This window comes from Prevotella sp. KH2C16 (assembly GCF_900113305.1).
Classification (GTDB): Bacteria; Bacteroidota; Bacteroidia; order Bacteroidales; family Bacteroidaceae; genus Prevotella.
In genome coordinates this window covers 1-19,132 of the sequence record NZ_FOOW01000010.1, presented here as the reverse complement: position 1 = coordinate 19,132, position 19,132 = coordinate 1, and the positions used below count along the sequence as shown (strand labels likewise).

Below are 19,132 nucleotides of genomic sequence, written 5' to 3'. Positions count from 1 at the left end.
TTGCCGGGTCTGGATTATCGGTTTCCGTACATCTGTTCATAATACTTCTGGTAGTCGCCGCTCGTTACCTCCTGAATCCACTGCTGGTTCTCGAGGTTCCAGCGGATGGTCTTCACGATGCCGTCGGCAAACTTGGTCTCGGGATACCACCCCAGGTCGTTCTTGATCTTGGTGGGGTCGATGCCGTAGCGGGCATCATGGCCGAGCCGGTCTGCTACGAAGGTGATGAGACTGTCGTTGATCCAGTCGATGCGGATGTCTCCGTTCTCGTCTTTCTCTTGCTTCTTGAGCACCTTGCGCAGGCTCTTGTCCTCCTGCATCATGTCGTGGATGGTCTTGATGGTGAGCTTCACGATGTCGATATTCTTCATTTCGTTGTGTCCGCCGACATTGTATACCTCGCCTTCTCTGCCTTCGCGCACCACCATGTCTATGGCCTTGCAGTGGTCCTCGACATAAAGCCAGTCGCGAATGTTCTCTCCCTTGCCGTAGACGGGCAGTTGCTTGCCTTCCAGGATGTTGTTGATGATGAGCGGGATGAGCTTCTCGGGGAAGTGGTAGGGCCCGTAGTTGTTAGAGCAACGGGTGATGCTCACGGGCATGTGATAGGTGTCGTGGTAGGCCATTACGAAGAGATCGGCACTCGTCTTGGCAGCGGAATACGGGCTGTGAGGGCACAGCGGGGTCTGCTCCGTGAAGTATCCCGTGACACCGAGGGAGCCGTAGACCTCGTCGGTGGACACCTGGTGGTATCGCTTGCCCGGCTTCCAGGTGGGGTAGCCCTGGCTGTCCTTGCCCGTAACCCATGCCCGGCGGGCCGCGTCGAGCAGGTTCTGCGTGCCGAGGATGTTGACGCTCAGGAAGAGCTGAGGGTCTTCTATGGAGCGGTCTACATGGCTTTCGGCCGCGAAGTTGACCACATAGTCGATGTCGTTTTCAGCAAACAGGCGGTCGGCGAGCTGCCGGTCGCGGATGTCGCCCTTGACGAAGAGGCAGCGGCGATTGTCGATGTCGTCCTTGATGGTGCCCAGATTGCCGGCATAGGTGAGGGCGTCGAGGATGATGACCTTGATGTCTTCACGGGCATATTTCCTGTGGAGGAGATACTTGATATAGTTTGCGCCGATGAATCCGGCGGCTCCTGTTACCAGATAAGTTTTCATATTCGTATATGTTTTTTATTTGTTTCCTGTTTAGAACCTATTCCTCGGGAGGCGTATTCCTGATGATGAGGAAGAGGGCCGTTGATGTAATGAGTGCTATGCCGATGAAAAGCCCAAGCATCAAGGTAATCCCGATGACTTCTTGCGCATACAATAAGAAGATGATGATAAAAAGAACAGCCTCGACTGAGGCGAGTCCAATGATTCCTTTGCGTCGTGTCATGTCTTTCTGATTTTAAGTTCTTAGTTTCGTTTCATGTATATCTCTTCGAGCTTCCGGAGGCCTATCAGGAAGAAGTAGACGAGCGCGCCCTGCAGGAAAAACTCCCACGGCACCCTTTGAGCCTCGTCCACGAAGACGACATCGAAGGCCATCCCGATGACGGTGAATACCACCCCGAAGACAAGAGCCTTGCCCAGATGTGTCAAAGTCTTCCTTCCCATGTCATATTCTGTTGCCGTGCTCGCCGAGCGTGATGAGCTCGCAGTCGGTGAATTTCTTTCCTTCGATGGTGAGGCGGACGATCGTGCGATCCGTGTGCCACCCCTGCATACCCGCGGCTCCGGGGTTGATGTGCAGCAGGTTGAGCGTCTTGTCGAACTTCACCTTCAGTATATGCGAGTGTCCGGAGATGAAGAGGTTGGGCGGGGAGGCATAGAGGCGGCTCTGGATGGAGCGGTCGTAGTTGCCCGGATAGCCGCCGATGTGCTTCATCAATACATCCACTTCTTCGCATCGGAACCGCAGCACCTCGGGGTAGCGGCACCGGATGTCCTGGCCGTCGATGTTGCCGTGTACGGCTCGGAATAGCGGGTGCATGGCCTCGAACTTGTCGGCTACCTCCGTGGAGCCGATGTCGCCCGCATGCCAGACCTCATCGCAGGAGTCGAAATACTGTAAGTATTTTTCGTCCCAATATCCGTGGGTGTCGCTGATGATTCCTATCTTTTTTGTCATTTCTAATCTCTTGATATCCAGTTGGTTATGAGCCGTATTTCAAAAGGCCGCCTTTTGCTTTCCTTTTAGCCGTTAAAAGGTTGCCTTCTAACGGCTAAAAGCCCGCCTTCTGACGGCTTTTTACTCTCCTGTTTACGGCATATCACTTTCGCTGTAAAACTTTTTCCTGATGAAGTCGGCGATAAACTTCCCGGTAGCTTCTATGCCCAACACGCTCGAATTGACGCAGAGGTCGTAGCTCTCGCTGCTTCCCCAACGCTTCCCGGTATAGTAGTTGTAGTAGGAGGAACGACTGCTTTCGCCGTCCACGATATGTCTCCGGGCCCTTTCTTCCGTGAACTGGTGGCGCTCGGCCACCCTCCGGATGCGGTCGTCCATGTCGGCCGTGATGAAGATGTCGACCTTGTCGGGGTTGTCGCGCAGCACATAGTCGGCCGTGCGGCCCACGAAGACGCAGTTTCCCTCGGCTGCCGCCTTCTTGATGGCATTGCTCTGAAACTGGTAGAGGCTCTCCTGCGAGAAGTCGTTCTTATAGAAATTGCCTTCTCCGAGCAGGGGTACATGGATGTGGAAGAGCGACTTCGCGAAGCCTTTCCTTTCATCGTTCTGCTCGAAGAACTTCTCGGAGAAGCCGCTCTCCTTGGCGGCAAGGTTCAGGATTTCCTTGTCGTATAGCTTCGCGCCGAACTCCTTGGCCAGCATCTGGGCGATGGTGCATCCGCCGCTGCCTATCTGCCGGCCGATGTTAATGATGATTTTCTGCTGCTCCATCTTGCATTTCTTTATGTTGTTTATTGAATTTTCTCATATAGATAATCATAATCGCGAGAGCCACCACCGATGCCGTGGCGTCTGAAACGGGCAGGGAATACCATACGCCGTCAATATCCCAGAAGCGGGGAAGTATCAGCAGGCAGGGCAGGAGGAAAAGCAACTGTCTGGAAAGAGAGAGGAAAATGCTGATTTTCACTTTCCCTATGCATTGGAAAAAGTTGGTAACCACCATCTGGTAACCGATGATCGGGAAGAGGAGCATATTGATGCGGATGGCCTTGACGGACATCCCGATGAGCGTGGCGTCGGTGGTGAACATGCGCGCGAGCAGACCCGGGATGAGCATCCCGATGGCCCAGCCCGTGGTCATGATGACGGTTGCCGCGAGGATGGCCAGCTTCAGCACATGCATCAGGCGGTCGAACTGCAGGCTCCCGTAGTTGTATCCGGCGATAGGCTGCATGCCCTGGTTCAGCCCGATGACGAACATAATGAATACCGTGGCCACTCCGTTTGAGATGCCATAGGCTCCCACGCTCAGGTCGCCGCCATAGCTGACAAGCTGGTTGTTCATGAAGATGACGATGATACAGGCACAGGCGTTCATCAGGAACGGGGAGATGCCGATGCCGACGATGTTCTTCACAAGGTCGGCCTTCAGCCTGTAGATGCCCTTTTTCAGGTGCAGAAGCTCTTTTTTGTCGGAGAAGAGCCTCATCTGATATACCAGTGCGAGGGTCTGCGAGAGCATGGTGGCGAAGGCCGCGCCGCGGATTCCCCAGTGCCACCACCATATGAAGACGATGTCGAGCAGGATGTTCATCGCCACGGTGAATATCGTGGCATACATGGCCTGCCTGGGTTTGGAAGCCGCGCGGAGCACGGCGTTCATGCCAAAATACATGTGCGTGATGATGTTTCCTGCCAGAATCACCTGCATGAAGTCGCGGGCATAGGGCAGGGTGGCGTCGCTCGCTCCGAAGAAACGCAGGATGGGGTCGAGGAATACCAGGCAGACGACGGCGAAGAGAAAGCCGATGATGAGGTTCAGGGTTACCGTGTTGCCCAGCAGATTCTCCGCCGTATCGTAGTCTTTCTGGCCTAACTTCACGGAAATGGCCGTCGAGGCTCCCACGCCCACGGCCGCCCCGAAGGCTCCGGAGAGGTTCATGAAGGGAAAGGTGATGGCAAGCCCCGAGATGGCCAGCGGCCCTACCACCTGCCCGATGAAGATTCTGTCGATGATATTGTACAGGGAAGAGGCGGTCATGGCAATGATGGCCGGAAGGGCATACTGCCACAGCAGTTGTCCGACAGGCTTGCTGCCCAGTTCCAGCGTCGCTTTCTTGTTGTCCATTGGCTTGGTTTTACAGAATGCAAAGATAGCAAAAAAGTAAGAGACTACAATATAAATAAGGTGTAAAATTTGGTACTTAGCGAAAATAGCACTACTTTTGCAATATGGTTTAGGAATCAAGATCATGAAGAAAATACTCTATATACTGGTGCTTTTGTTGTTCTGTAACCTCACGCAGGCACAGAAAATTGCCTTTCCGGGCGGTAAGACCTGGCTTTTCCGTGTACAGCTGAAAGACAAGAAGGGCACGAAATACTCCCTCAGGCGTCCCGGGAAGTTCCTCTCGGAGCGGTCGTTGCAGCGGCGTGAGAGGCAGGGGTTGAAGGTGGACTCCACTGACTTGCCTTTGTCTCAGAAATATCTTGACGAGCTGAAGTCGGCAGGATTCGAGGTCGTCGGCGGGAGCAAATGGAACAATACGGCCTTGGTGAAGCTCACGGATTCGCTGCATGCCGGTGGATTGGCAGCTTTCCCGTTCGTAACGGGCGTGAAATGCGTATTCCATTCGCCCGACTCCATCTCCCGGCAGAGGGTCTTTCCTTTGAAGAGCGATACCACGGCAATCATTCCCGGGCAGCTTTACGGCAGCGCGGCGAGGCAGATAGAGCAGCTCAACGGCCGCAGGCTGCATGAAGCAGGCTTTCGTGGAGAGGGCATGCTCATAGGCGTTATCGACGGCGGCTACATGAATGCGGACATCATCCCGGCATTCAAGAGGGTCATGGTTGAATCTACGCGCGACTTCGTATATCCTTATAAGTCGGACATTTACCAGCTGCTTGACCACGGCACGATGGTGCTTTCCTGCATGGCAGTTATCGACTCGTTCCGCTATGTGGGCACGGCTCCGGGGGCTCACTATGTGCTCTTGCGCTCGGAATATGGTCCCACGGAGAGCCTCTCGGAAGAAGACAGCTGGGCGATGGCCGCTGAATATGCCGACAGCCTGGGCGTGGATGTGCTCAACAGCTCGCTGGGCTATGCCCAGTTTGATGATAAGAGCACCAATTTCAGGTATGCCGAGCTTGACGGCAGAACTACTTTTATTTCCCGGGCGGCATCTATGCTTGCCGGAAAAGGCATGCTCCTGGTGTGCAGTGCGGGAAATTCCGGCGACGAACCGTGGAAGAAAATCACGCCTCCCGGTGATGCGGAGGATGTCCTGACTGTGGGTGCCGTCGATGCGCGGGGCGTCAATACCAACTTCAGCTCCCTCGGTCCGTCGCAGGACGGGCGGGTCAAGCCCGATGTGATGGCCCTTGGCGGGGCGGCCCGGGTGTTCAGTGGGCGGGGCGTTAACACGACTGCGAACGGGACATCCTTTGCCTCCCCGATCTGTTGCGGTATGGTTGCCTGCCTGTGGCAGGCGCTTCCCGGAAAGACAGCAAGGGAAATCATCGAACTGGTAAGGGCAAGCGGCGACCGCGCCGGCACTCCCGACAATGTGTTCGGATATGGAATCCCGGATTTCTGGAAGGCCTATCAGATGGGAAAATAAACTTATATGGCGCAGCATACCCTGACTCTTTACGAACTCAACGAACTCGTCCGCGAGACGATAGAGGTTTCCATGCCCGATGAATATTGGGTAGAGGCAGAACTCTCGGAAGTCAACGACAGGGGACATTGCTACATGGAGCTTGTGCAGAAGGACGAGTCCAGCAAGACGCCGATAGCCCGGGCACGGGCCATCTGCTGGAAAGCGAGGTGGATGTATGTGCGTGCCCACTTTGAGAGCGTAACCGGCCAGTCGCTGCATGCCGGCCTGAAGGTCTTGCTGAAAGTAAAGGCCACCTTCCACGAGGCATTCGGATTCTCGTATAATATATCGGATATCGACCCGACATTCACGCTTGGCGACATGGCTCGGAAGCGTCAGGAAATTATCCGGCAGTTGCAGGAAGAAGGAGTGTTTGAGTTGCAAAAGGAACTGGCAATCCCCCTTTTTGCCCAGCGGATAGCCGTGATATCGAGCGAGACGGCGGCTGGCTATGGCGATTTCTGCAATCAGTTGGATAACAACGAGTATGGCCTCGTATTCCATCCCACGCTTTTCCCTGCCATCATGCAGGGCGAGCAGGTGGAGCAGAGCGTGATTTCCGCCCTCAATGCCATCAATGAAAGACTTGACGACTATGATGTCGTGGTAATCATAAGGGGCGGGGGAGCCACGGCGGACATGTCGGGTTTCGACACGCTCAGCCTCGCAGAGAATGTGGCAAACTTCCCTCTGCCGATTATAACGGGTATCGGACATGAGCGCGACGAGAGTGTCCTGGACATGGTTTCGAATACTCGGGTGAAGACCCCGACTGCCGCCGCGGCCTTCTTGGTCGACCATCTCTCAAGGGTCTATATGCGCATAATGGAGGCGCAGGAAGCCTTGTTGAGTCTCGTTGGCCGGCGGATGGAATACGAGCGCATGCGGTTGTCTCGTCTGTCAGAGAAAATTCCGGCATTGTTCCGCCTTTTCCGGACACGGCAGGAGTTGCGCCTGGACGGCCTCATGAGGGATTTCGCCTCAAGGGTTCAGGGCAAGTTGGAGAGTCAGAGGTGGCAGCTCAGCGCACGCGAAGTGGCTATCAACGCGCTTGTAGGCCGCCTCATGGAGGCAAAGAGGCAGCAAATCAGGTTGCTTGAGGAAAAGCTCCGCCTGATGGATCCCCAGCTGATGTTGAAGCGTGGATACTCTATAACGCTTTACGAGGGGTGCGCCGTGAAAGACGCGGACAGCTTGAAGAGCGGCTATGAGATAGAGACGCGGGTGGCAAATGGCACAATTAAATCAATCATAAAGTAAACGATATGGCGAAGGAAATCAAATATGAAGAGGCTGTCAGGCAACTTGAGGAAATCGTGGAGCAGATGGAGAACGACGAGCTTGACATCGACGATCTCACGGAAAAGCTCAAGACTGCGCAGAAACTGATAAAGCTTTGTAAGGATAAGCTGACCAAGACAGATGCAGAAGTCAAGAAAGCTCTCGACGAAAAGTAAGTTTTCTCGGAGGAATATTTGCTGAAGTGTGGAATTATTCGTATTTTTGTAGCAAAGTATCACTTTTAAATCAGAAAACAATGAAGAATATCGATTGGGAGAATTTGTCGTTCGGGTATATGAAGACGGACTATAATGTGCGTTGCTATTACCACAACGGCCAGTGGGGCGAGATAGAAGTCTGTTCAGAGGATACATTCAATATATCAATAGCGGCTGCCTGTCTGCATTACGGCCAGGAGGCTTTTGAGGGGCTGAAGGCCTATCGCTGCCCCGACGGAAAGATTCGCGTCTTCCGCATGGACGAGAATGCGAAGCGGCTGCAGAGCACTTGCCGCTACATCGTAATGCCTGAGCTTCCGACGGAAATGTTCGAGGAGATGGTGAAAAAGGTGGTTCGGCTCAACCAGGAGTGGGTTCCCACTTACGAGAGCGGTTCCACCTTGTACATCCGCCCATTGCTGATAGGCATCACGCCGCAGGTAGGCGTTCATGCCGCTCGCGACTATATGTTTGTCATTTTAGTAACTCCCGTAGGCCCGTACTTCAAGGGCGGCTTCCAGAGTAACCCTTACGCCATCGTCCATAACTATGACCGTTCGGCTCCGTTGGGTACCGGCAAATACAAGGTGGGCGGCAACTATGCGGCCTCACTGTATGCCCATAACCTGGCCGCGGCAAAGGGATATGCGTCGGAATTCTATCTCGACGCGAAGGAAAAGAAGTATATGGACGAGTGCGGGGCGGCAAATTTCTTCGGCATCAAGAACAACACATACATCACGCCGAAGTCTTCTTCCATTCTTCCAAGCATTACCAACAAGAGTCTGATGCAGGTTGCCGAGGACTTGGGCATGAAGGTGGAGCGTCGTCAGATACCTTACGAGGAGCTGGCAACCTTTGAGGAGGCGGGTGCCTGCGGCACGGCGGCGGTCATCTCGCCGATTTCTTACATTGATGACCTTGACACCGGCGCCCATATTGAATACGGCGAGGAACCGGGTCCGTGGTCCCGGAAGCTGTATGATACCCTTCGAGGTATTCAGTATGGAACCCTTGAGGACAAGCATGGATGGACAACCGTAGTTGTAGAATAGTGTTTTATGAGCAAAGGAAAGTTGGCCAAGTTTGCTGAAATGGAGACATTCAGGAATGTCTTCCAGGCTCCCTTTTCTGTAGTCAGCAAGGTTCCGTTTGCCATGAAAGGGCATTGGGGCGAGCAATACTTCAAGAACGGGAATCCCATTATCCTCGAACTGGGCTGCGGAAAGGGGGAATATACGGTAGGCTTGGCCAAGCTTTTCCCGGACATGAACTTCATAGGAGTCGACATCAAGGGCGCCCGTATGTGGACGGGAGCCAAGATGGCGTTGGAGGAAAACCTGCAGAATGTGGCTTTCCTGCGCACCAATATCGAGATGATAGACCGCTTTTTTGCGGAGGACGAGGTGCGGGAAATATGGCTTACATTCTCTGATCCCCAGATGAAAAACGCCCGTAAGCGCCTTTCGAGCCCGTTCTTCCTGAACCGATACCGCAACTTTCTTGTCGACGGAGGCCTCATCCACCTGAAGACCGACTCGAATTTTCTCTTCACTTATACCTCTTATGTGGTGGATGTGAATAACCTTCCCCTGCTCTTCAGGACGGAAGACCTCTATCATACGGAGGGTATTGACGAGGAGACGAGCAAGATTCTGGGCATCCAGACCTATTATGAGTCGATGTGGATAGAAAGAGGACTGAACATAAGATACCAGAAATTCCGCTTGCCAAGGCAAGGAGAGCTCACGGAGCCGGAGGTGGAGATTCCTTTGGACGACTATCGCAGCTATCATCGCGAGAAGCGTTCTGACCGGAAGACCGCAAAGTAAGGGTTTGGGCTTCCTTGCCTAATGCAGGGCCGGAGCTATGGGGAACATATAGAATATGCGATAAGGATTGTAGTCGACCATGACCTGATCGACGACGACGGCATCCCCTACGGCTTGGATATCGATGCTGTGGCTATTGCGCGTAAGGTGCACCTTGAGGTTTCTCACGGCCTGTCCACGCTCGGCATCGGCAATTCCCTGAGCGGATTCCGGGTCTGTCGTATCGGTAAAGTCATAGATTTTCCCATCCACATTGACATAGAAACGGTGGTCGCCAGATGTAGGAATGACCGCAATCCGGATGACTGCGTCGGCTTCCCACTCCGAATAGAACGAGAATGAGAGGCTCTCGCCTTGCGGAACGGTAATGGCCTTCATGCTGTGTCCCAGCATCTGGATGGCTCGTGAGCCCCGGGGAGCCTTGCGGTAGTCTGCTGCGTTCTTTACCAGGGCATTGTCTGTATCCATGCTGAAGGGCACATGCGGTGCGTTTCCGTATTTCTCTATCTCTTTCTTTGTAATCTTTTTCGGGAACTGCGGCTCGCCGAGAATCAGCGGATTGTCGGTGATGTCGAGCGTGCCTTTCCATTTCCCACGAGCCAAGTTGTCGTTATAATAAGCGGTGAGCTGCAGGATTTCCCCGTGGGCTTTCCAGCTGCGCACGGCCGACTGCAGTGCTTCCGAGTCGTGCAGAAACGACTCCGGCCGCCCGATATGCCGTGCCTCCAAGGCCTGAAGCTGCTTGGTGGCCATGGCCCAGGCGGCATATACGGGATATTTTATCGTTGCGAAGTATGCGTCCTGCAGGTGTTCCGGGATGAGTTTCTCCACCGGCGTGAGCGCCGAAGCCACATCCTTGTAGTTGTCGATGTAGCGTTCGAGCTCATTGCCGAAGGCATCGGCGGCAAATTCCACATTCATCTGTTCCGGCTTGCGGATGCCGACCAGGTGGTAATATTCGGTCATCACGGGTAGCAATCGGGCAGCAGCATGCTCTCCGAACATGTCTGCAAGCCATTCTCCATAGTGCGACTGGATATTCGATTCGTTGATGCGGCTGATGTTCCAGGCCATGTCCATGAAGAGCGAGAGCTGGTAGGCGTCCACCCTCGGGTTGTTGAGGCTCATGATCCATTCATGCGTCGCGCCGTGCCGATAGGCCTGCTGCATCTCGCAATAGATGAATCCGGGCTGCGTGCTCGGCAGCCAGCGCTCGGGCAGTTGCAGCACCTTGGTGCCGTCTTTTGCCGTGGCGGGCTTATGCAGGAGGGTGTTTCCGCGCAGACGGAGAAGCAGTTCCGTGAGGCTTCGCTGGTCGAACTTGCTGTTGTCTACATAGAAACCGCGCTTCTCGACCGATGGCCATTGCACGGTGTAGAAGTCGCTTTTCAGGGCGAGATAGTGCTTTCGCGCAGGGCGGGCGTCGTTCCATCCTATCCAGGGAGAGACTCCCGCAAGGCGCGAGAGCTCCAGTATGCCGTAAGCCGTGCCGTAAGTGTTGCTGCCTACGACCACGATTTTCCCTCCCTGGCATCCGATATAGAAGGCGTCTTCCTTGGCGATGATGCGCTCGATGGGGAGCTTCCGCTTCTGCAGCTGGATGAAATCCTTGTCTTTCAGCTTGTCGAGCTCGAAGATCTCGATGGTTCCTCCTTCACGGGATTCAGCCCGCTTGCCGGTGAGCTGGTGCATGTCGTCGCTGAAGAGGTCGAGGGCCATGTCGATAATCAGCGATTTTTTGCCGTGAAACTGGTAGGAGACACTTTGGCGACCATTGAACCATACCACCTCTTTTGCCATCGCGGAGAGGGCGAGGAGGCTGACGAAAAGCGTGATGAGGATTCTTGATTTCATTATTGCAAAGTTACGGTAAAAAACCGAAATATCCAAATTTTTCCTCCTCTTGGCTTGCTCATCCTACTTATTTTGTGTAATTTTGTAGGATAGAAGAATATATAAAAACAATTATGACATTATATCCCAAGCTTATCACCGATGCCTTGGCTACCGTGATCTATCCGGGTACGAAGAAGAACTTGATAGAGAGTGAGATGCTGGCAGACACGCCGAGCATCAACGGCATGAAGGTGCGCATCGTGCTTTTGTTTCCCCGGGACACCGACCCGTTCCTCAAGTCGACCGTGAAAGCTGCCGAGGCGGCCATCCATTACCATGTGGGCAAGGAGGTGGAGGTGGAAATCCAGACCGAGTTCAGGTCTGCCCCGCGTCCCGAAGTGGAGAAGTTGCTGCCCCAGGTGAAGAACATCATCGCCGTGAGTTCCGGCAAGGGCGGAGTGGGGAAGTCGACCGTCTCGGTCAACCTGGCCATCTCCCTGGCGCGGTTAGGCTACAAGGTGGGACTGCTCGACACCGACATCTTCGGCCCGTCGATGCCTAAGATGTTCGGCGTGGAGAATGTCCGCCCCTATGGGGTGCACAAGGACGGTCGCGACCTGATAGAGCCCGTTGAGAAATACGGCGTGGAGATGTTGTCCATCGGCTTCTTCGTCAATCCCGACACAGCCACTCTCTGGCGCGGCGGGATGGCCACCTCGGCGCTGAAACAGCTCATTGCCGACGCCGACTGGGGAGAGTTGGACTACTTTATCCTTGACACTCCTCCCGGCACTTCCGACATTCACCTGACGCTCTTGCAGACGCTGAGCATCACGGGAGCCGTTATCGTGTCTACTCCGCAGAGCGTTGCGCTGGCCGATGCACGCAAGGGCATCGACATGTATCGCAATGAAAAGGTGAATGTGCCCATCCTGGGCCTTGTGGAGAACATGGCGTGGTTCACTCCGGCAGAGCTTCCCGAAAACCGGTATTACATCTTCGGCCGTGAGGGATGCAAGCGTCTGGCGGAGGAAATGGGCGTGCCGTTGCTGGCGCAGATACCCATCGTGCAGAGCATTTGCGAGAACGGCGACGGGGGAACGCCCTCGGCCCTCGACTATGAGACCGCTACGGGGCAGGCCTTTATCAACCTTGCGCAGGCCGTGGTTACGGTAACCAACAAGCGTAACCGCGAGAAGCCGAAGACGCAGATATTGCATGTGAAGAACGATTAGGCCGTCGTGAGTTTTCACGGAGGCTATAGAGAGCTTTACAAAATCGCCGATTTCGTTCAATGAAATCGGCGATTTTTATGAATAAAATCGGCGATTTTGTCAAGCTGTTAACGGCAAGGAGGAAAAGAAAGGATGGCTATGGGCGTTCCGTGCTGTCGCCTGAAGGCTCTGCTGTCATGGCTGCTACTTGTGTCGCCTTGCGCTCGCGGGCTTCCCGGGCCTTGCGTTTCAGCACCTCTAAGCGGTCGTAAGCGTGCCGCCGCGTGTGCAGAATCTGATAGCGATAGACCAGACAGGTCAGGAAAAAGTAGGCCACTACCTGAATCCAGAGTGCCTGATATTCCACTTGGATATCGGCCAGAGAGGCCCCCATCTCGTTGATGCGCATGAATCCACGCACTCCGAAGGTGGAGGGGAAGAGCCATGCTATGCCCTGCCAGATGCCCGGGATGTTGGTCTGTGGCCAGCTGATGCCCGTCATGAAGAGGAAGGGCAGCGAGGTGAATACCACCAGGAGCATCACATTCTCACGGTATCTTACCAGGCACGACAGGGCCATCCCGAAGAAGATGCATGCCAGCAGATAGGGCAGCATCAGCCCGATGAGCGTCTTGGCCGTTACCATGGAGGTGAACGAGAAGAAGTGGGGCACGCACAGAGTGATGTAAGCCGCCATGACACTGTAGATCATGAAGTAGCACATCGATTTGCCCAGCACGATTCGGAAGATGCCGTTATAGTGGCGCGAGATGGGCACGAGGTCCTGATAGCGGTTGTTCTCGCGCGCCGTGCCGGCAGAGAGGCCGATGCCGAGGAGCAGCGTCTGCTGCAGGATGAGTATCAGCACGCCCGGCAGGATGGCGTTGCCATAGCCTCCGGTGGCATTGAAGATGGGCACTTCATCAAAGTCCAGGGGCTTGGTGGAAATCTCATCGTCGCGATTGGTAAAGCCGCCCGACTGCGATATCTGTATCTTCGAGTTTATGTCCTGGGATACAGCTTGGGCCGTCTGGTAGATAGCCTTGTAGGTAAGCATCAGGCTCATGTCGCAGTAAACGCCCACATGTGCCTGCTCTCCGCGGTTCAGTCGTTTCTCGAAATCACTTGGGAAGTAGAGCACTCCGTGGACGGCTTGCTTGCCGACGAGCGTTTTTGCCTCGTCAAGGCTGTTGCAGTAGTAGGCCACCTTGGTGTCGCTTCCTCCGTCGAACATGCGGATGAACTGGCGGCTTGCGTGCGAATGGTCGAGGTCTACGACGGCTACGCTGACATCCCTGACCACCTCGTTGTTGTAAATCCACGAGTAGAGCAGCGGATAGAACAGCGGCACGAGCACGCAGAAGATGAGTACTCCCTCGTCGGTGATGGTGGAGCGCATTTCCTTGGCCCATATATAGCACATGTCCTTGAGGCCCTCCGTGATGCGATGCAGTAGTCCGTCTTCTCTCATAGGCTATGGAATGTAGACATATTTCTCCATGGCAGTCTTGATATGATTGATGGTAAGCATCGGGAGTGCTATGAAGATAATCATCGCACCGATGTTCCAAAAGCAGTCGGAGAGGGGAAATCCGTTGAAGATACTTGTCTGGTAGATCATGTAATAGTGCCGCAGGGGGAACAGTTGGGCCAGTGCCTCGATCATCGGGCTCATCGAAAAGAGCGGATAGGTGGCGCCGCTCGTGGAGAAGCTGAGCACCGACCACAGCGAACATATACTCATCGACATGCGCAGGGAGGGCATCAGACCGAAGGCAAAGATGCCGAACGCCTGGGCCGACAGCACCGCCAGCAACCCTGCCAGGAGGATGGGGACGATGCCTCCGGGGTGCGGAAACTGGAGGATATGGAAGATATAGAACTCATAGCCGTAGAACATTGCCAGGAAGATCAGCAGCTGCGGCAGCATCTTTCCGGCAATGGCCACATGGATGTTGCCCCCTGCCATGCGGATGAGCTCTTGTGAAGTCTTGAACTTCAGCTCGGTGCCTATGGAGTAGGGGGTGATGAGGAAGATGAATATCATCAGCACGCCGGGCAGCATGGAGGTGCTCAGATAGACATTATAGTTGCCCCACGGGTTGCCTATCATGTGCAGGTCGACGGCAATGGGCTGGAGGGAAGTGGCGATTTCCCTGCTTGTCTTGCCTACTGCCGACAGCTTGGCGGAGCCCACGGCGGCGGACCCCAGCGTGGCAACGGTCTTCAAGTCGCGGAACAAAGTGGAGCCCGCGACGAGCGTAACGCTGCTGTAATAGAATGAAATCTTCGGCTGCCGGGACGACAGCAGCTCGCTGGTCGTACCTTTCGGAATATACAGAAAGGCGAATATCTGATTTCTCTGAATGGCCTGCCGGGCTTCATTCACATTGGGATACCGGGCCACCACATGCGAAGTCTGGAAGCCGTCGAGCGTGCGGATCATGCTGCGAGAGGTGGCGGTGTTGTCCAGGTCTACGACGCCTACGGGCATCTCTATGGGCTGGCCCTCGTTCATCAGCGAGGTAAAGAAGAGGATGCACACAATCGGGAATATCACCATGCAGAACACATAGATGGGATTCTTCCTTAGAATTCCACATTCCCTTACTGCGATATGGTATATCTGTTTCAGCATTCCACCTCTCCTGACAGCGCAATACTATTCTTTGATAATCAGGCTCATGCCCGGGCGGAGCCCTTCGAACTTGTCGGTAGGCCGGGCTTTCACCTCAAATGTCTTCAGGTCATACTGCCCCGTGGTCTTCGTGGCCTTCCAAGTGGCATAGGAACCCTCGTCCTTGATATAGAAGACTTTCATCTTCAGGTCTTTATTGAAGGCAGGAGAGAATGCCGTGAAGGTGTCGCCCACCTTGAGCCCTTTCAGCTTGTCTTCCCGCACATTGAAGGTTCCCCACAGGTCGCTCATCACGGATATGCTCATGATGGGCGATCCCAGGCCCACGAGTTCGCCCACCTTCGGATAGACATTGGCCACTTCGCCTTCCACCTGCGACACCTGTACGGTTTCCTTTAAAAGTGAGTTTACCACCTCCACGGCGCTCTTCGCAGCCTGTGCATTCTTTGCGGCTACCTGCTTCTCCTGCTCGCGGGCGCCGTTGCGGGCAAGGTCGTACTGGCTCTTGGCAGCCTTTACCTGAGCCTCCGTTGCCTTGTAGGCGGCGAAAGCCTCGTCGCGCTTCTGGCCGCTGATTACTCCCTCGTCATACAGATTCTGCATGCGGGTGTAGGTTTTCCTGGCAATTTCGCTGGCCGCCTGTGCCTGTTGGTAGAGCTGGTAGGCACCCTGAATCTGCTCCTTGCGGGCTCCCGCATCGGTAAGGTCTTGTATGGCCTTGGCCGCCTCGCCGGTAGCCTGCGCCACATTTCTTTGCGCGTCTACCTCCGGAACCTGCAATATGGCAAGCGTGTCGCCGGCATGTACATAGTCGCCTTCCTTTACCCGGAGCTCGACGACTCGTCCCGGGAGCTTGGATGACACGCGATACTCTGAAACCTCAACCTCGCCTTGTACGATGTCCTCTTGCCTTCCAAGTGTGAAGAAGCCGATAAGGGCAACGATAACCACCACCGCAATGAATCCCAGAACGGCTAAGAGGATGTTGTTGTGTTGTTGTTTTGCTGACATATCTTGATTCTTTTTTCTTTCTTATTCCAAAATGCCGAGTGCCTTCTGCAGGTTTACTTGTGCCAGTTTCACCTCTATTTCGGCATCGATTTTCTGATTCTGAGCCTTCTGCCAGGCAGTCTGGGCTGCCATGACATCGGCAATCTGCATCACGCCTTCCTTGAATCCGAGGTTTGCGCAGCGCAGGTTTTCCTCCGCGCTCTTCATGTTTTCCTGCGCCATGGCATGGCGCTTCTGCGCCTCCTTGAGCTTGAAGCGGCTTTGGGTAACCTGCAGGTTTATCTTTTCCTGCACATCGCCGAGCTCCATCATGGCCATGCTTGTGGCAGCTTTGGTGGCTCTGACCTTGTAGACTCCCTCAAACCAGTTCCACAGGGGAACCTGAACCAGCACACCCACATTCCATACTCCGGAGAACTTGCGCTCAAAACCGTTGAACACATTGGGGTTTGAGATCATGTAGCCGCCGGTGAGCGCGATGTGCGGGAGATACATCGCACGCACGAGCCGGGTGTTTTCCTTGCTCATGTCGACGGCATTTTGCAGCATTCTTACTTCCGGCCGGCTGCTGTAGGTGGAGTCGGCGGAGTAGCTTTCCGCGGCGCTTATCGTGGAAAGATTCTCCTTGTCTTCGTCAAGAAGCGTGATGGATTCGTCGGCGGGAAGGCCGCACAGCTGACAGAGCAGCATCTTGGCGAGCACCAGTCCGTCGTCGACCTGGGTAACGGCCATGTCAGCCTCGTTTACCTTTACATCCACCCGGAGGCCGTCGGCCTTGGTAGCCACCCCCTCCCTGATCATCTTGTGGACATCGTCGCTCAGCTTCTTGACGAGGTTCTTGAAGCTCAGGGCCAGCTTTTGCTTCTGCTTCAATGATACCACCAGCCAGTAGGTCTGGTCTATGTCATAGAGAGTGCTCTGCGATTTGAGGCTCAGGTCGTTCCGGGCCAGGTCTTCCCCCAGGTCGGCCAGACGGTTGGCAGCGATGATGGCTCCCCCCATGAAGACGGGCTGGCGCAGCATGACGGCTCCCGACCAGATGTTTCTCGTGTCGGTCCTGAAGGCGTCTGCAATGCTTTGCCCGAACCGGTCGCCGGCCTGGGCGAGGGGAGCACCGATGCTGCTGCCGGCCTGCTGGAGCATGGCGCCTAACTGCTGGGCGGCCTGCGGGGTGATGATGCCCTGCTGTGCAAGCCCTGTCAGGATGTTGCCGATGTCTGTATTGAGCGTGGATGAGGCACCGGCTACGATGTTGGAGCCCAGCCCGTTCAATGTCGCTTTCTGCCTGTTGTTGAGCAGGGAAATCTCCTTGCTGAAGTATTCGTAGCCTCCCAATGCGTCAATCTTCGGCAGATATTTGGTGCGTGCGGCCTTGCGTAGATTCATGGCCACATCCTGCTTCAGCCGTGATACATTCAGCTGCTTGTTGTTGCGCAATGCCAGAGCCCGGCAACTGTCGAGGCTCAGCACTCGTTGCGCTTGCAGGTTGAATGCCATGAGGCAGAAGCCTATCGCTAAAAATACCTTCTTCATCCGTCTATTTTAAAGTAACACTTTTAGATCCTATCATGTTTCCGTCGGCAAAGATGCTGGCACTATAGGTGCCGCTGACCAGTGCCTGCGTAACATTCCAGTACATGGAGACGGGCGTCTCCTGGCCTCCGTACTCCACGCTTTTCTTCATGGAGGCCTGCAGGCTGCGGTTCTCGTAGTTGAAGGTGCCCGCGTTTCCGAGCACTCCGCCCGCCGGAGAGGAGATGCGCACATAGATGTTCTTCATGCCGCTCTGGGCCGTAACATTCTTTGCCAGCGAGAAGTTTACTTGCAACACCTTGGCCTTAGCCACCCTGTCGGTGGTTCTTCCGTGCTTGTCCTTGGCCTGGATGCTGATGCCGATGGCGTCGAGCTGGGCGGCAATGGCCACTTTCTCGGAGAGCGATGCCTTGTCGGTGCTGAGGGTTTCAATCTGCCGCGTGGCCTCTTCATACTGTCCTTTCACGCGCGTATTCTCTGCCGCGAGGTTCTGGTTCAGGCGGTTCAGCGAGTCAATCTCCATCACATAGCTTCGCAGGACGGCTCTCACGGTGGCCAGTTCTTTCTTCAGCCGGGTGATTTCCCGTGCGTCGGAGCTCTTCGTTTCCTTGAGTTCACGGAGGAGCCTCTGGGTCTTTTCCTGTTCCGCGGTGAGCTGAGCGACGATGGAGTCGTTGTTTATCTGGGTTTTCATCTCGCTGTATTGCTGTGCGAACTGCTGGTATTGGTTTTCCATTTCCTGCTTGTCAAGCTCGGCGAGTTCCTGCATAGCCTTGTTCTCCTGCTTCTGCCGGTCGAGGTTCAGGTAGAGATACACCAAGCCGCCGATCAGCAACAGGAGTAGGAGAATCAGTGGGAGTAAAATCTTTGTCTTCATAATCGTGATTAATGCGTAAACCACTTGCAAAGTTATAGTTTTTCTGCCTAATTTCCAAGGAAAACCATTCTTTCAATTCTTTAATATCTTAAAAATTGATATTTTTATGGAAAATTAGAACAAAAAGTCGTATATTTGCTGACGATAAACATTAAAGGAACTGCAATTATGATTTGGACAATTATCATAGGAATTGTTGCCGGCTTCATTGCCAGCCGTCTTTTCAAGCATGAAGGGTCGGGATGTGTCATCGATTTGCTGCTTGGCCTCGTAGGTGGCTGGCTTGGTGGTAATGTGCTTGGCTGGCTGGGTATTAGCTGGGGTGGAACCCTCGGCCAGATAGGCACCGCCGTTGTGGGAGCCGTGCTCCTGCTGTGGATAGTCTCGCTGTTCACCAAGAAATAGAGGGGCTATACTTGCCTCGGGAGCAAGACACGACAGTCTGTTTCCAAGGGGTATTCTGCCGTGGAGAGCATTCATAGGGATATTCCCGCGGGTCTGCTTTGTCTTGGACGAAGCGAAGTTGTGGCATGCCGGCCGGTTCTGTGTCCGGGCGCATGGTTTTCATAGTTCCATATATACGCGAGTTCGGGATAAGATTACCATGCAAATAGCTCTAATTGTCTTGATTTCTCCACATGCACTGGCAGCGCCTCCGGCTTGTTGTCAAAGAAACAGTAGGCCGCGAGAGCCGAGCATAGGTTCATCATAAAGTTGTGTATGGACCGGTGTCGTGAATGCACGAGGTTGGCCTTGTTCTTGAGCAATTCGTTGATACACTCGATGATGTACCTTTTTCTGAGCATGATCTTGTCCCACATGGGCATGAGCTTATTCTTCATGTTGGCCTTGAGGCCATGCACGAGATGGATGCCCTGGTCGAAGAGATGCTCGAAGAGT

At 54.4% G+C, this 19,132-nt stretch carries 20 protein-coding genes; 7 read left to right on the top strand and 13 right to left on the bottom strand.

Annotated elements, in window-relative coordinates:
* Positions 1-14: 14 nt before the first annotated feature.
* The 6 genes from rfbB to BM114_RS08160 form a co-directional block, all read right to left on the bottom strand.
* Positions 15-1,163, bottom strand: coding sequence for a dTDP-glucose 4,6-dehydratase (gene rfbB / locus BM114_RS08185; RefSeq protein ID WP_092112303.1), 1,149 nt, complete (start codon positions 1,161-1,163; stop codon positions 15-17).
* Between the two features lie 37 nt (positions 1,164-1,200).
* Entirely contained in the window at positions 1,201-1,386 is a 186-nt protein-coding gene (locus tag BM114_RS08180; protein WP_092112301.1) for a hypothetical protein, read from the bottom strand.
* A gap of 20 nt (positions 1,387-1,406) precedes the next feature.
* Positions 1,407-1,607, bottom strand: coding sequence for a hypothetical protein (locus BM114_RS08175; RefSeq protein WP_092112299.1), 201 nt, complete (start codon positions 1,605-1,607; stop codon positions 1,407-1,409).
* Between the two features lies 1 nt (position 1,608).
* Positions 1,609-2,121, bottom strand: coding sequence for a metallophosphoesterase family protein (locus BM114_RS08170; RefSeq protein ID WP_092112297.1), 513 nt, complete (start codon positions 2,119-2,121; stop codon positions 1,609-1,611).
* Positions 2,122-2,253: 132 nt separating this feature from the next.
* Positions 2,254-2,892 carry a cytidylate kinase-like family protein gene (locus tag BM114_RS08165; RefSeq protein ID WP_092112295.1) on the bottom strand — a complete coding sequence of 213 codons (639 nt, stop codon included), beginning with the start codon at positions 2,890-2,892 and terminating at the stop codon, positions 2,254-2,256.
* Positions 2,867-4,252 carry an MATE family efflux transporter gene (locus tag BM114_RS08160; protein ID WP_092112293.1) on the bottom strand — a complete coding sequence of 462 codons (1,386 nt, stop codon included), beginning with the start codon at positions 4,250-4,252 and terminating at the stop codon, positions 2,867-2,869. Before BM114_RS08160 ends, BM114_RS08165 begins: the two co-directional genes overlap by 26 nt.
* A gap of 124 nt (positions 4,253-4,376) precedes the next feature.
* On the opposite strand from BM114_RS08160, the gene BM114_RS08155 reads away from it, so the two are divergent.
* The 5 genes from BM114_RS08155 to trmB all read left to right on the top strand — a co-directional run bounded on the left by BM114_RS08155 (position 4,377) and on the right by trmB (position 9,123).
* Complete coding sequence (locus tag BM114_RS08155; protein WP_092112291.1) at positions 4,377-5,750, top strand: S8 family peptidase; 1,374 nt, start codon at positions 4,377-4,379, stop codon at positions 5,748-5,750.
* Between the two features lie 6 nt (positions 5,751-5,756).
* Positions 5,757-7,052: an exodeoxyribonuclease VII large subunit gene (gene xseA, locus BM114_RS08150; RefSeq protein ID WP_092112289.1), complete on the top strand. Its 1,296-nt coding sequence runs from the start codon at positions 5,757-5,759 to the stop codon at positions 7,050-7,052.
* 5 nt (positions 7,053-7,057) lie between these two features.
* Positions 7,058-7,249 carry an exodeoxyribonuclease VII small subunit gene (gene xseB / locus BM114_RS08145; RefSeq protein ID WP_092112287.1) on the top strand — a complete coding sequence of 64 codons (192 nt, stop codon included), beginning with the start codon at positions 7,058-7,060 and terminating at the stop codon, positions 7,247-7,249.
* 80 nt (positions 7,250-7,329) lie between these two features.
* Entirely contained in the window at positions 7,330-8,346 is a 1,017-nt protein-coding gene (locus BM114_RS08140) for a branched-chain amino acid aminotransferase (RefSeq protein WP_092112285.1), read from the top strand.
* 6 nt (positions 8,347-8,352) lie between these two features.
* Positions 8,353-9,123 carry a tRNA (guanosine(46)-N7)-methyltransferase TrmB gene (gene trmB, locus BM114_RS08135; RefSeq protein ID WP_092112283.1) on the top strand — a complete coding sequence of 257 codons (771 nt, stop codon included), beginning with the start codon at positions 8,353-8,355 and terminating at the stop codon, positions 9,121-9,123.
* An 18-nt stretch (positions 9,124-9,141) separates the two neighbouring features.
* On the opposite strand, the gene BM114_RS08130 is transcribed toward trmB, so the two are convergent.
* Positions 9,142-10,977 (bottom strand): glycosyl hydrolase 115 family protein, encoded by a 1,836-nt coding sequence (locus BM114_RS08130; protein WP_092112281.1) that lies wholly within the window; start codon positions 10,975-10,977, stop codon positions 9,142-9,144.
* A 113-nt stretch (positions 10,978-11,090) separates the two neighbouring features.
* Between BM114_RS08130 and BM114_RS08125 the strand changes: the two genes are divergently transcribed.
* Positions 11,091-12,194 carry an Mrp/NBP35 family ATP-binding protein gene (locus BM114_RS08125; protein ID WP_092112279.1) on the top strand — a complete coding sequence of 368 codons (1,104 nt, stop codon included), beginning with the start codon at positions 11,091-11,093 and terminating at the stop codon, positions 12,192-12,194.
* Positions 12,195-12,330: 136 nt separating this feature from the next.
* On the opposite strand, the gene BM114_RS08120 is transcribed toward BM114_RS08125, so the two are convergent.
* The 5 genes from BM114_RS08120 to BM114_RS08100 are packed head-to-tail and all read right to left on the bottom strand — an operon-like array spanning position 12,331 to position 18,232.
* Positions 12,331-13,644, bottom strand: a complete 1,314-nt coding sequence (locus BM114_RS08120) for an ABC transporter permease (protein ID WP_092112277.1) — start codon at positions 13,642-13,644, stop codon at positions 12,331-12,333.
* Positions 13,645-13,647: 3 nt separating this feature from the next.
* Entirely contained in the window at positions 13,648-14,811 is a 1,164-nt protein-coding gene (locus BM114_RS08115; RefSeq protein ID WP_092112275.1) for an ABC transporter permease, read from the bottom strand.
* A gap of 24 nt (positions 14,812-14,835) precedes the next feature.
* Positions 14,836-15,822: an HlyD family secretion protein gene (locus BM114_RS08110; protein WP_092112273.1), complete on the bottom strand. Its 987-nt coding sequence runs from the start codon at positions 15,820-15,822 to the stop codon at positions 14,836-14,838.
* 21 nt (positions 15,823-15,843) lie between these two features.
* The gene (locus BM114_RS08105; RefSeq protein ID WP_092112271.1) at positions 15,844-17,355 is read right to left on the bottom strand and encodes a TolC family protein; all 1,512 of its coding nucleotides are present in this window, start codon (positions 17,353-17,355) and stop codon (positions 15,844-15,846) included.
* 4 nt (positions 17,356-17,359) lie between these two features.
* The gene (locus BM114_RS08100; RefSeq protein ID WP_092112269.1) at positions 17,360-18,232 is read right to left on the bottom strand and encodes a hypothetical protein; all 873 of its coding nucleotides are present in this window, start codon (positions 18,230-18,232) and stop codon (positions 17,360-17,362) included.
* A gap of 168 nt (positions 18,233-18,400) precedes the next feature.
* Here BM114_RS08100 and BM114_RS08095 point away from each other — a divergent pair, with 168 nt between their 5' ends.
* Positions 18,401-18,637: a GlsB/YeaQ/YmgE family stress response membrane protein gene (locus BM114_RS08095; protein ID WP_092112267.1), complete on the top strand. Its 237-nt coding sequence runs from the start codon at positions 18,401-18,403 to the stop codon at positions 18,635-18,637.
* Positions 18,638-18,831: 194 nt separating this feature from the next.
* On the opposite strand, the gene BM114_RS08090 is transcribed toward BM114_RS08095, so the two are convergent.
* A partial coding sequence (locus BM114_RS08090; protein WP_218151482.1) for a transposase occupies positions 18,832-19,132 on the bottom strand: 301 nt, incomplete at its 5' end.

Excerpts from the sequence above, each read along its gene's own strand:
- BM114_RS08100 (WP_092112269.1), bottom strand. The coding sequence starts at position 18,232 with ATGAAGACAAAGATTTTACTCCCACTGATTCTCCTACTCCTGTTGCTG.
- BM114_RS08130 (WP_092112281.1), bottom strand. The coding sequence starts at position 10,977 with ATGAAATCAAGAATCCTCATCACGCTTTTCGTCAGCCTCCTCGCCCTC.
- BM114_RS08180 (WP_092112301.1), bottom strand. The coding sequence starts at position 1,386 with ATGACACGACGCAAAGGAATCATTGGACTCGCCTCAGTCGAGGCTGTT.
- BM114_RS08115 (WP_092112275.1), bottom strand. The coding sequence starts at position 14,811 with ATGCTGAAACAGATATACCATATCGCAGTAAGGGAATGTGGAATTCTA.
- trmB (WP_092112283.1), top strand. The coding sequence starts at position 8,353 with ATGAGCAAAGGAAAGTTGGCCAAGTTTGCTGAAATGGAGACATTCAGG.
- BM114_RS08105 (WP_092112271.1), bottom strand. The coding sequence starts at position 17,355 with ATGAAGAAGGTATTTTTAGCGATAGGCTTCTGCCTCATGGCATTCAAC.
- BM114_RS08095 (WP_092112267.1), top strand. The coding sequence starts at position 18,401 with ATGATTTGGACAATTATCATAGGAATTGTTGCCGGCTTCATTGCCAGC.
- BM114_RS08120 (WP_092112277.1), bottom strand. The coding sequence starts at position 13,644 with ATGAGAGAAGACGGACTACTGCATCGCATCACGGAGGGCCTCAAGGAC.
- rfbB (WP_092112303.1), bottom strand. The coding sequence starts at position 1,163 with ATGAAAACTTATCTGGTAACAGGAGCCGCCGGATTCATCGGCGCAAAC.
- BM114_RS08140 (WP_092112285.1), top strand. The coding sequence starts at position 7,330 with ATGAAGAATATCGATTGGGAGAATTTGTCGTTCGGGTATATGAAGACG.
- BM114_RS08160 (WP_092112293.1), bottom strand. The coding sequence starts at position 4,252 with ATGGACAACAAGAAAGCGACGCTGGAACTGGGCAGCAAGCCTGTCGGA.
- xseB (WP_092112287.1), top strand. The coding sequence starts at position 7,058 with ATGGCGAAGGAAATCAAATATGAAGAGGCTGTCAGGCAACTTGAGGAA.
- BM114_RS08110 (WP_092112273.1), bottom strand. The coding sequence starts at position 15,822 with ATGTCAGCAAAACAACAACACAACAACATCCTCTTAGCCGTTCTGGGA.
- xseA (WP_092112289.1), top strand. The coding sequence starts at position 5,757 with ATGGCGCAGCATACCCTGACTCTTTACGAACTCAACGAACTCGTCCGC.
- BM114_RS08170 (WP_092112297.1), bottom strand. The coding sequence starts at position 2,121 with ATGACAAAAAAGATAGGAATCATCAGCGACACCCACGGATATTGGGAC.
- BM114_RS08165 (WP_092112295.1), bottom strand. The coding sequence starts at position 2,892 with ATGGAGCAGCAGAAAATCATCATTAACATCGGCCGGCAGATAGGCAGC.
- BM114_RS08125 (WP_092112279.1), top strand. The coding sequence starts at position 11,091 with ATGACATTATATCCCAAGCTTATCACCGATGCCTTGGCTACCGTGATC.
- BM114_RS08175 (WP_092112299.1), bottom strand. The coding sequence starts at position 1,607 with ATGGGAAGGAAGACTTTGACACATCTGGGCAAGGCTCTTGTCTTCGGG.
- BM114_RS08155 (WP_092112291.1), top strand. The coding sequence starts at position 4,377 with ATGAAGAAAATACTCTATATACTGGTGCTTTTGTTGTTCTGTAACCTC.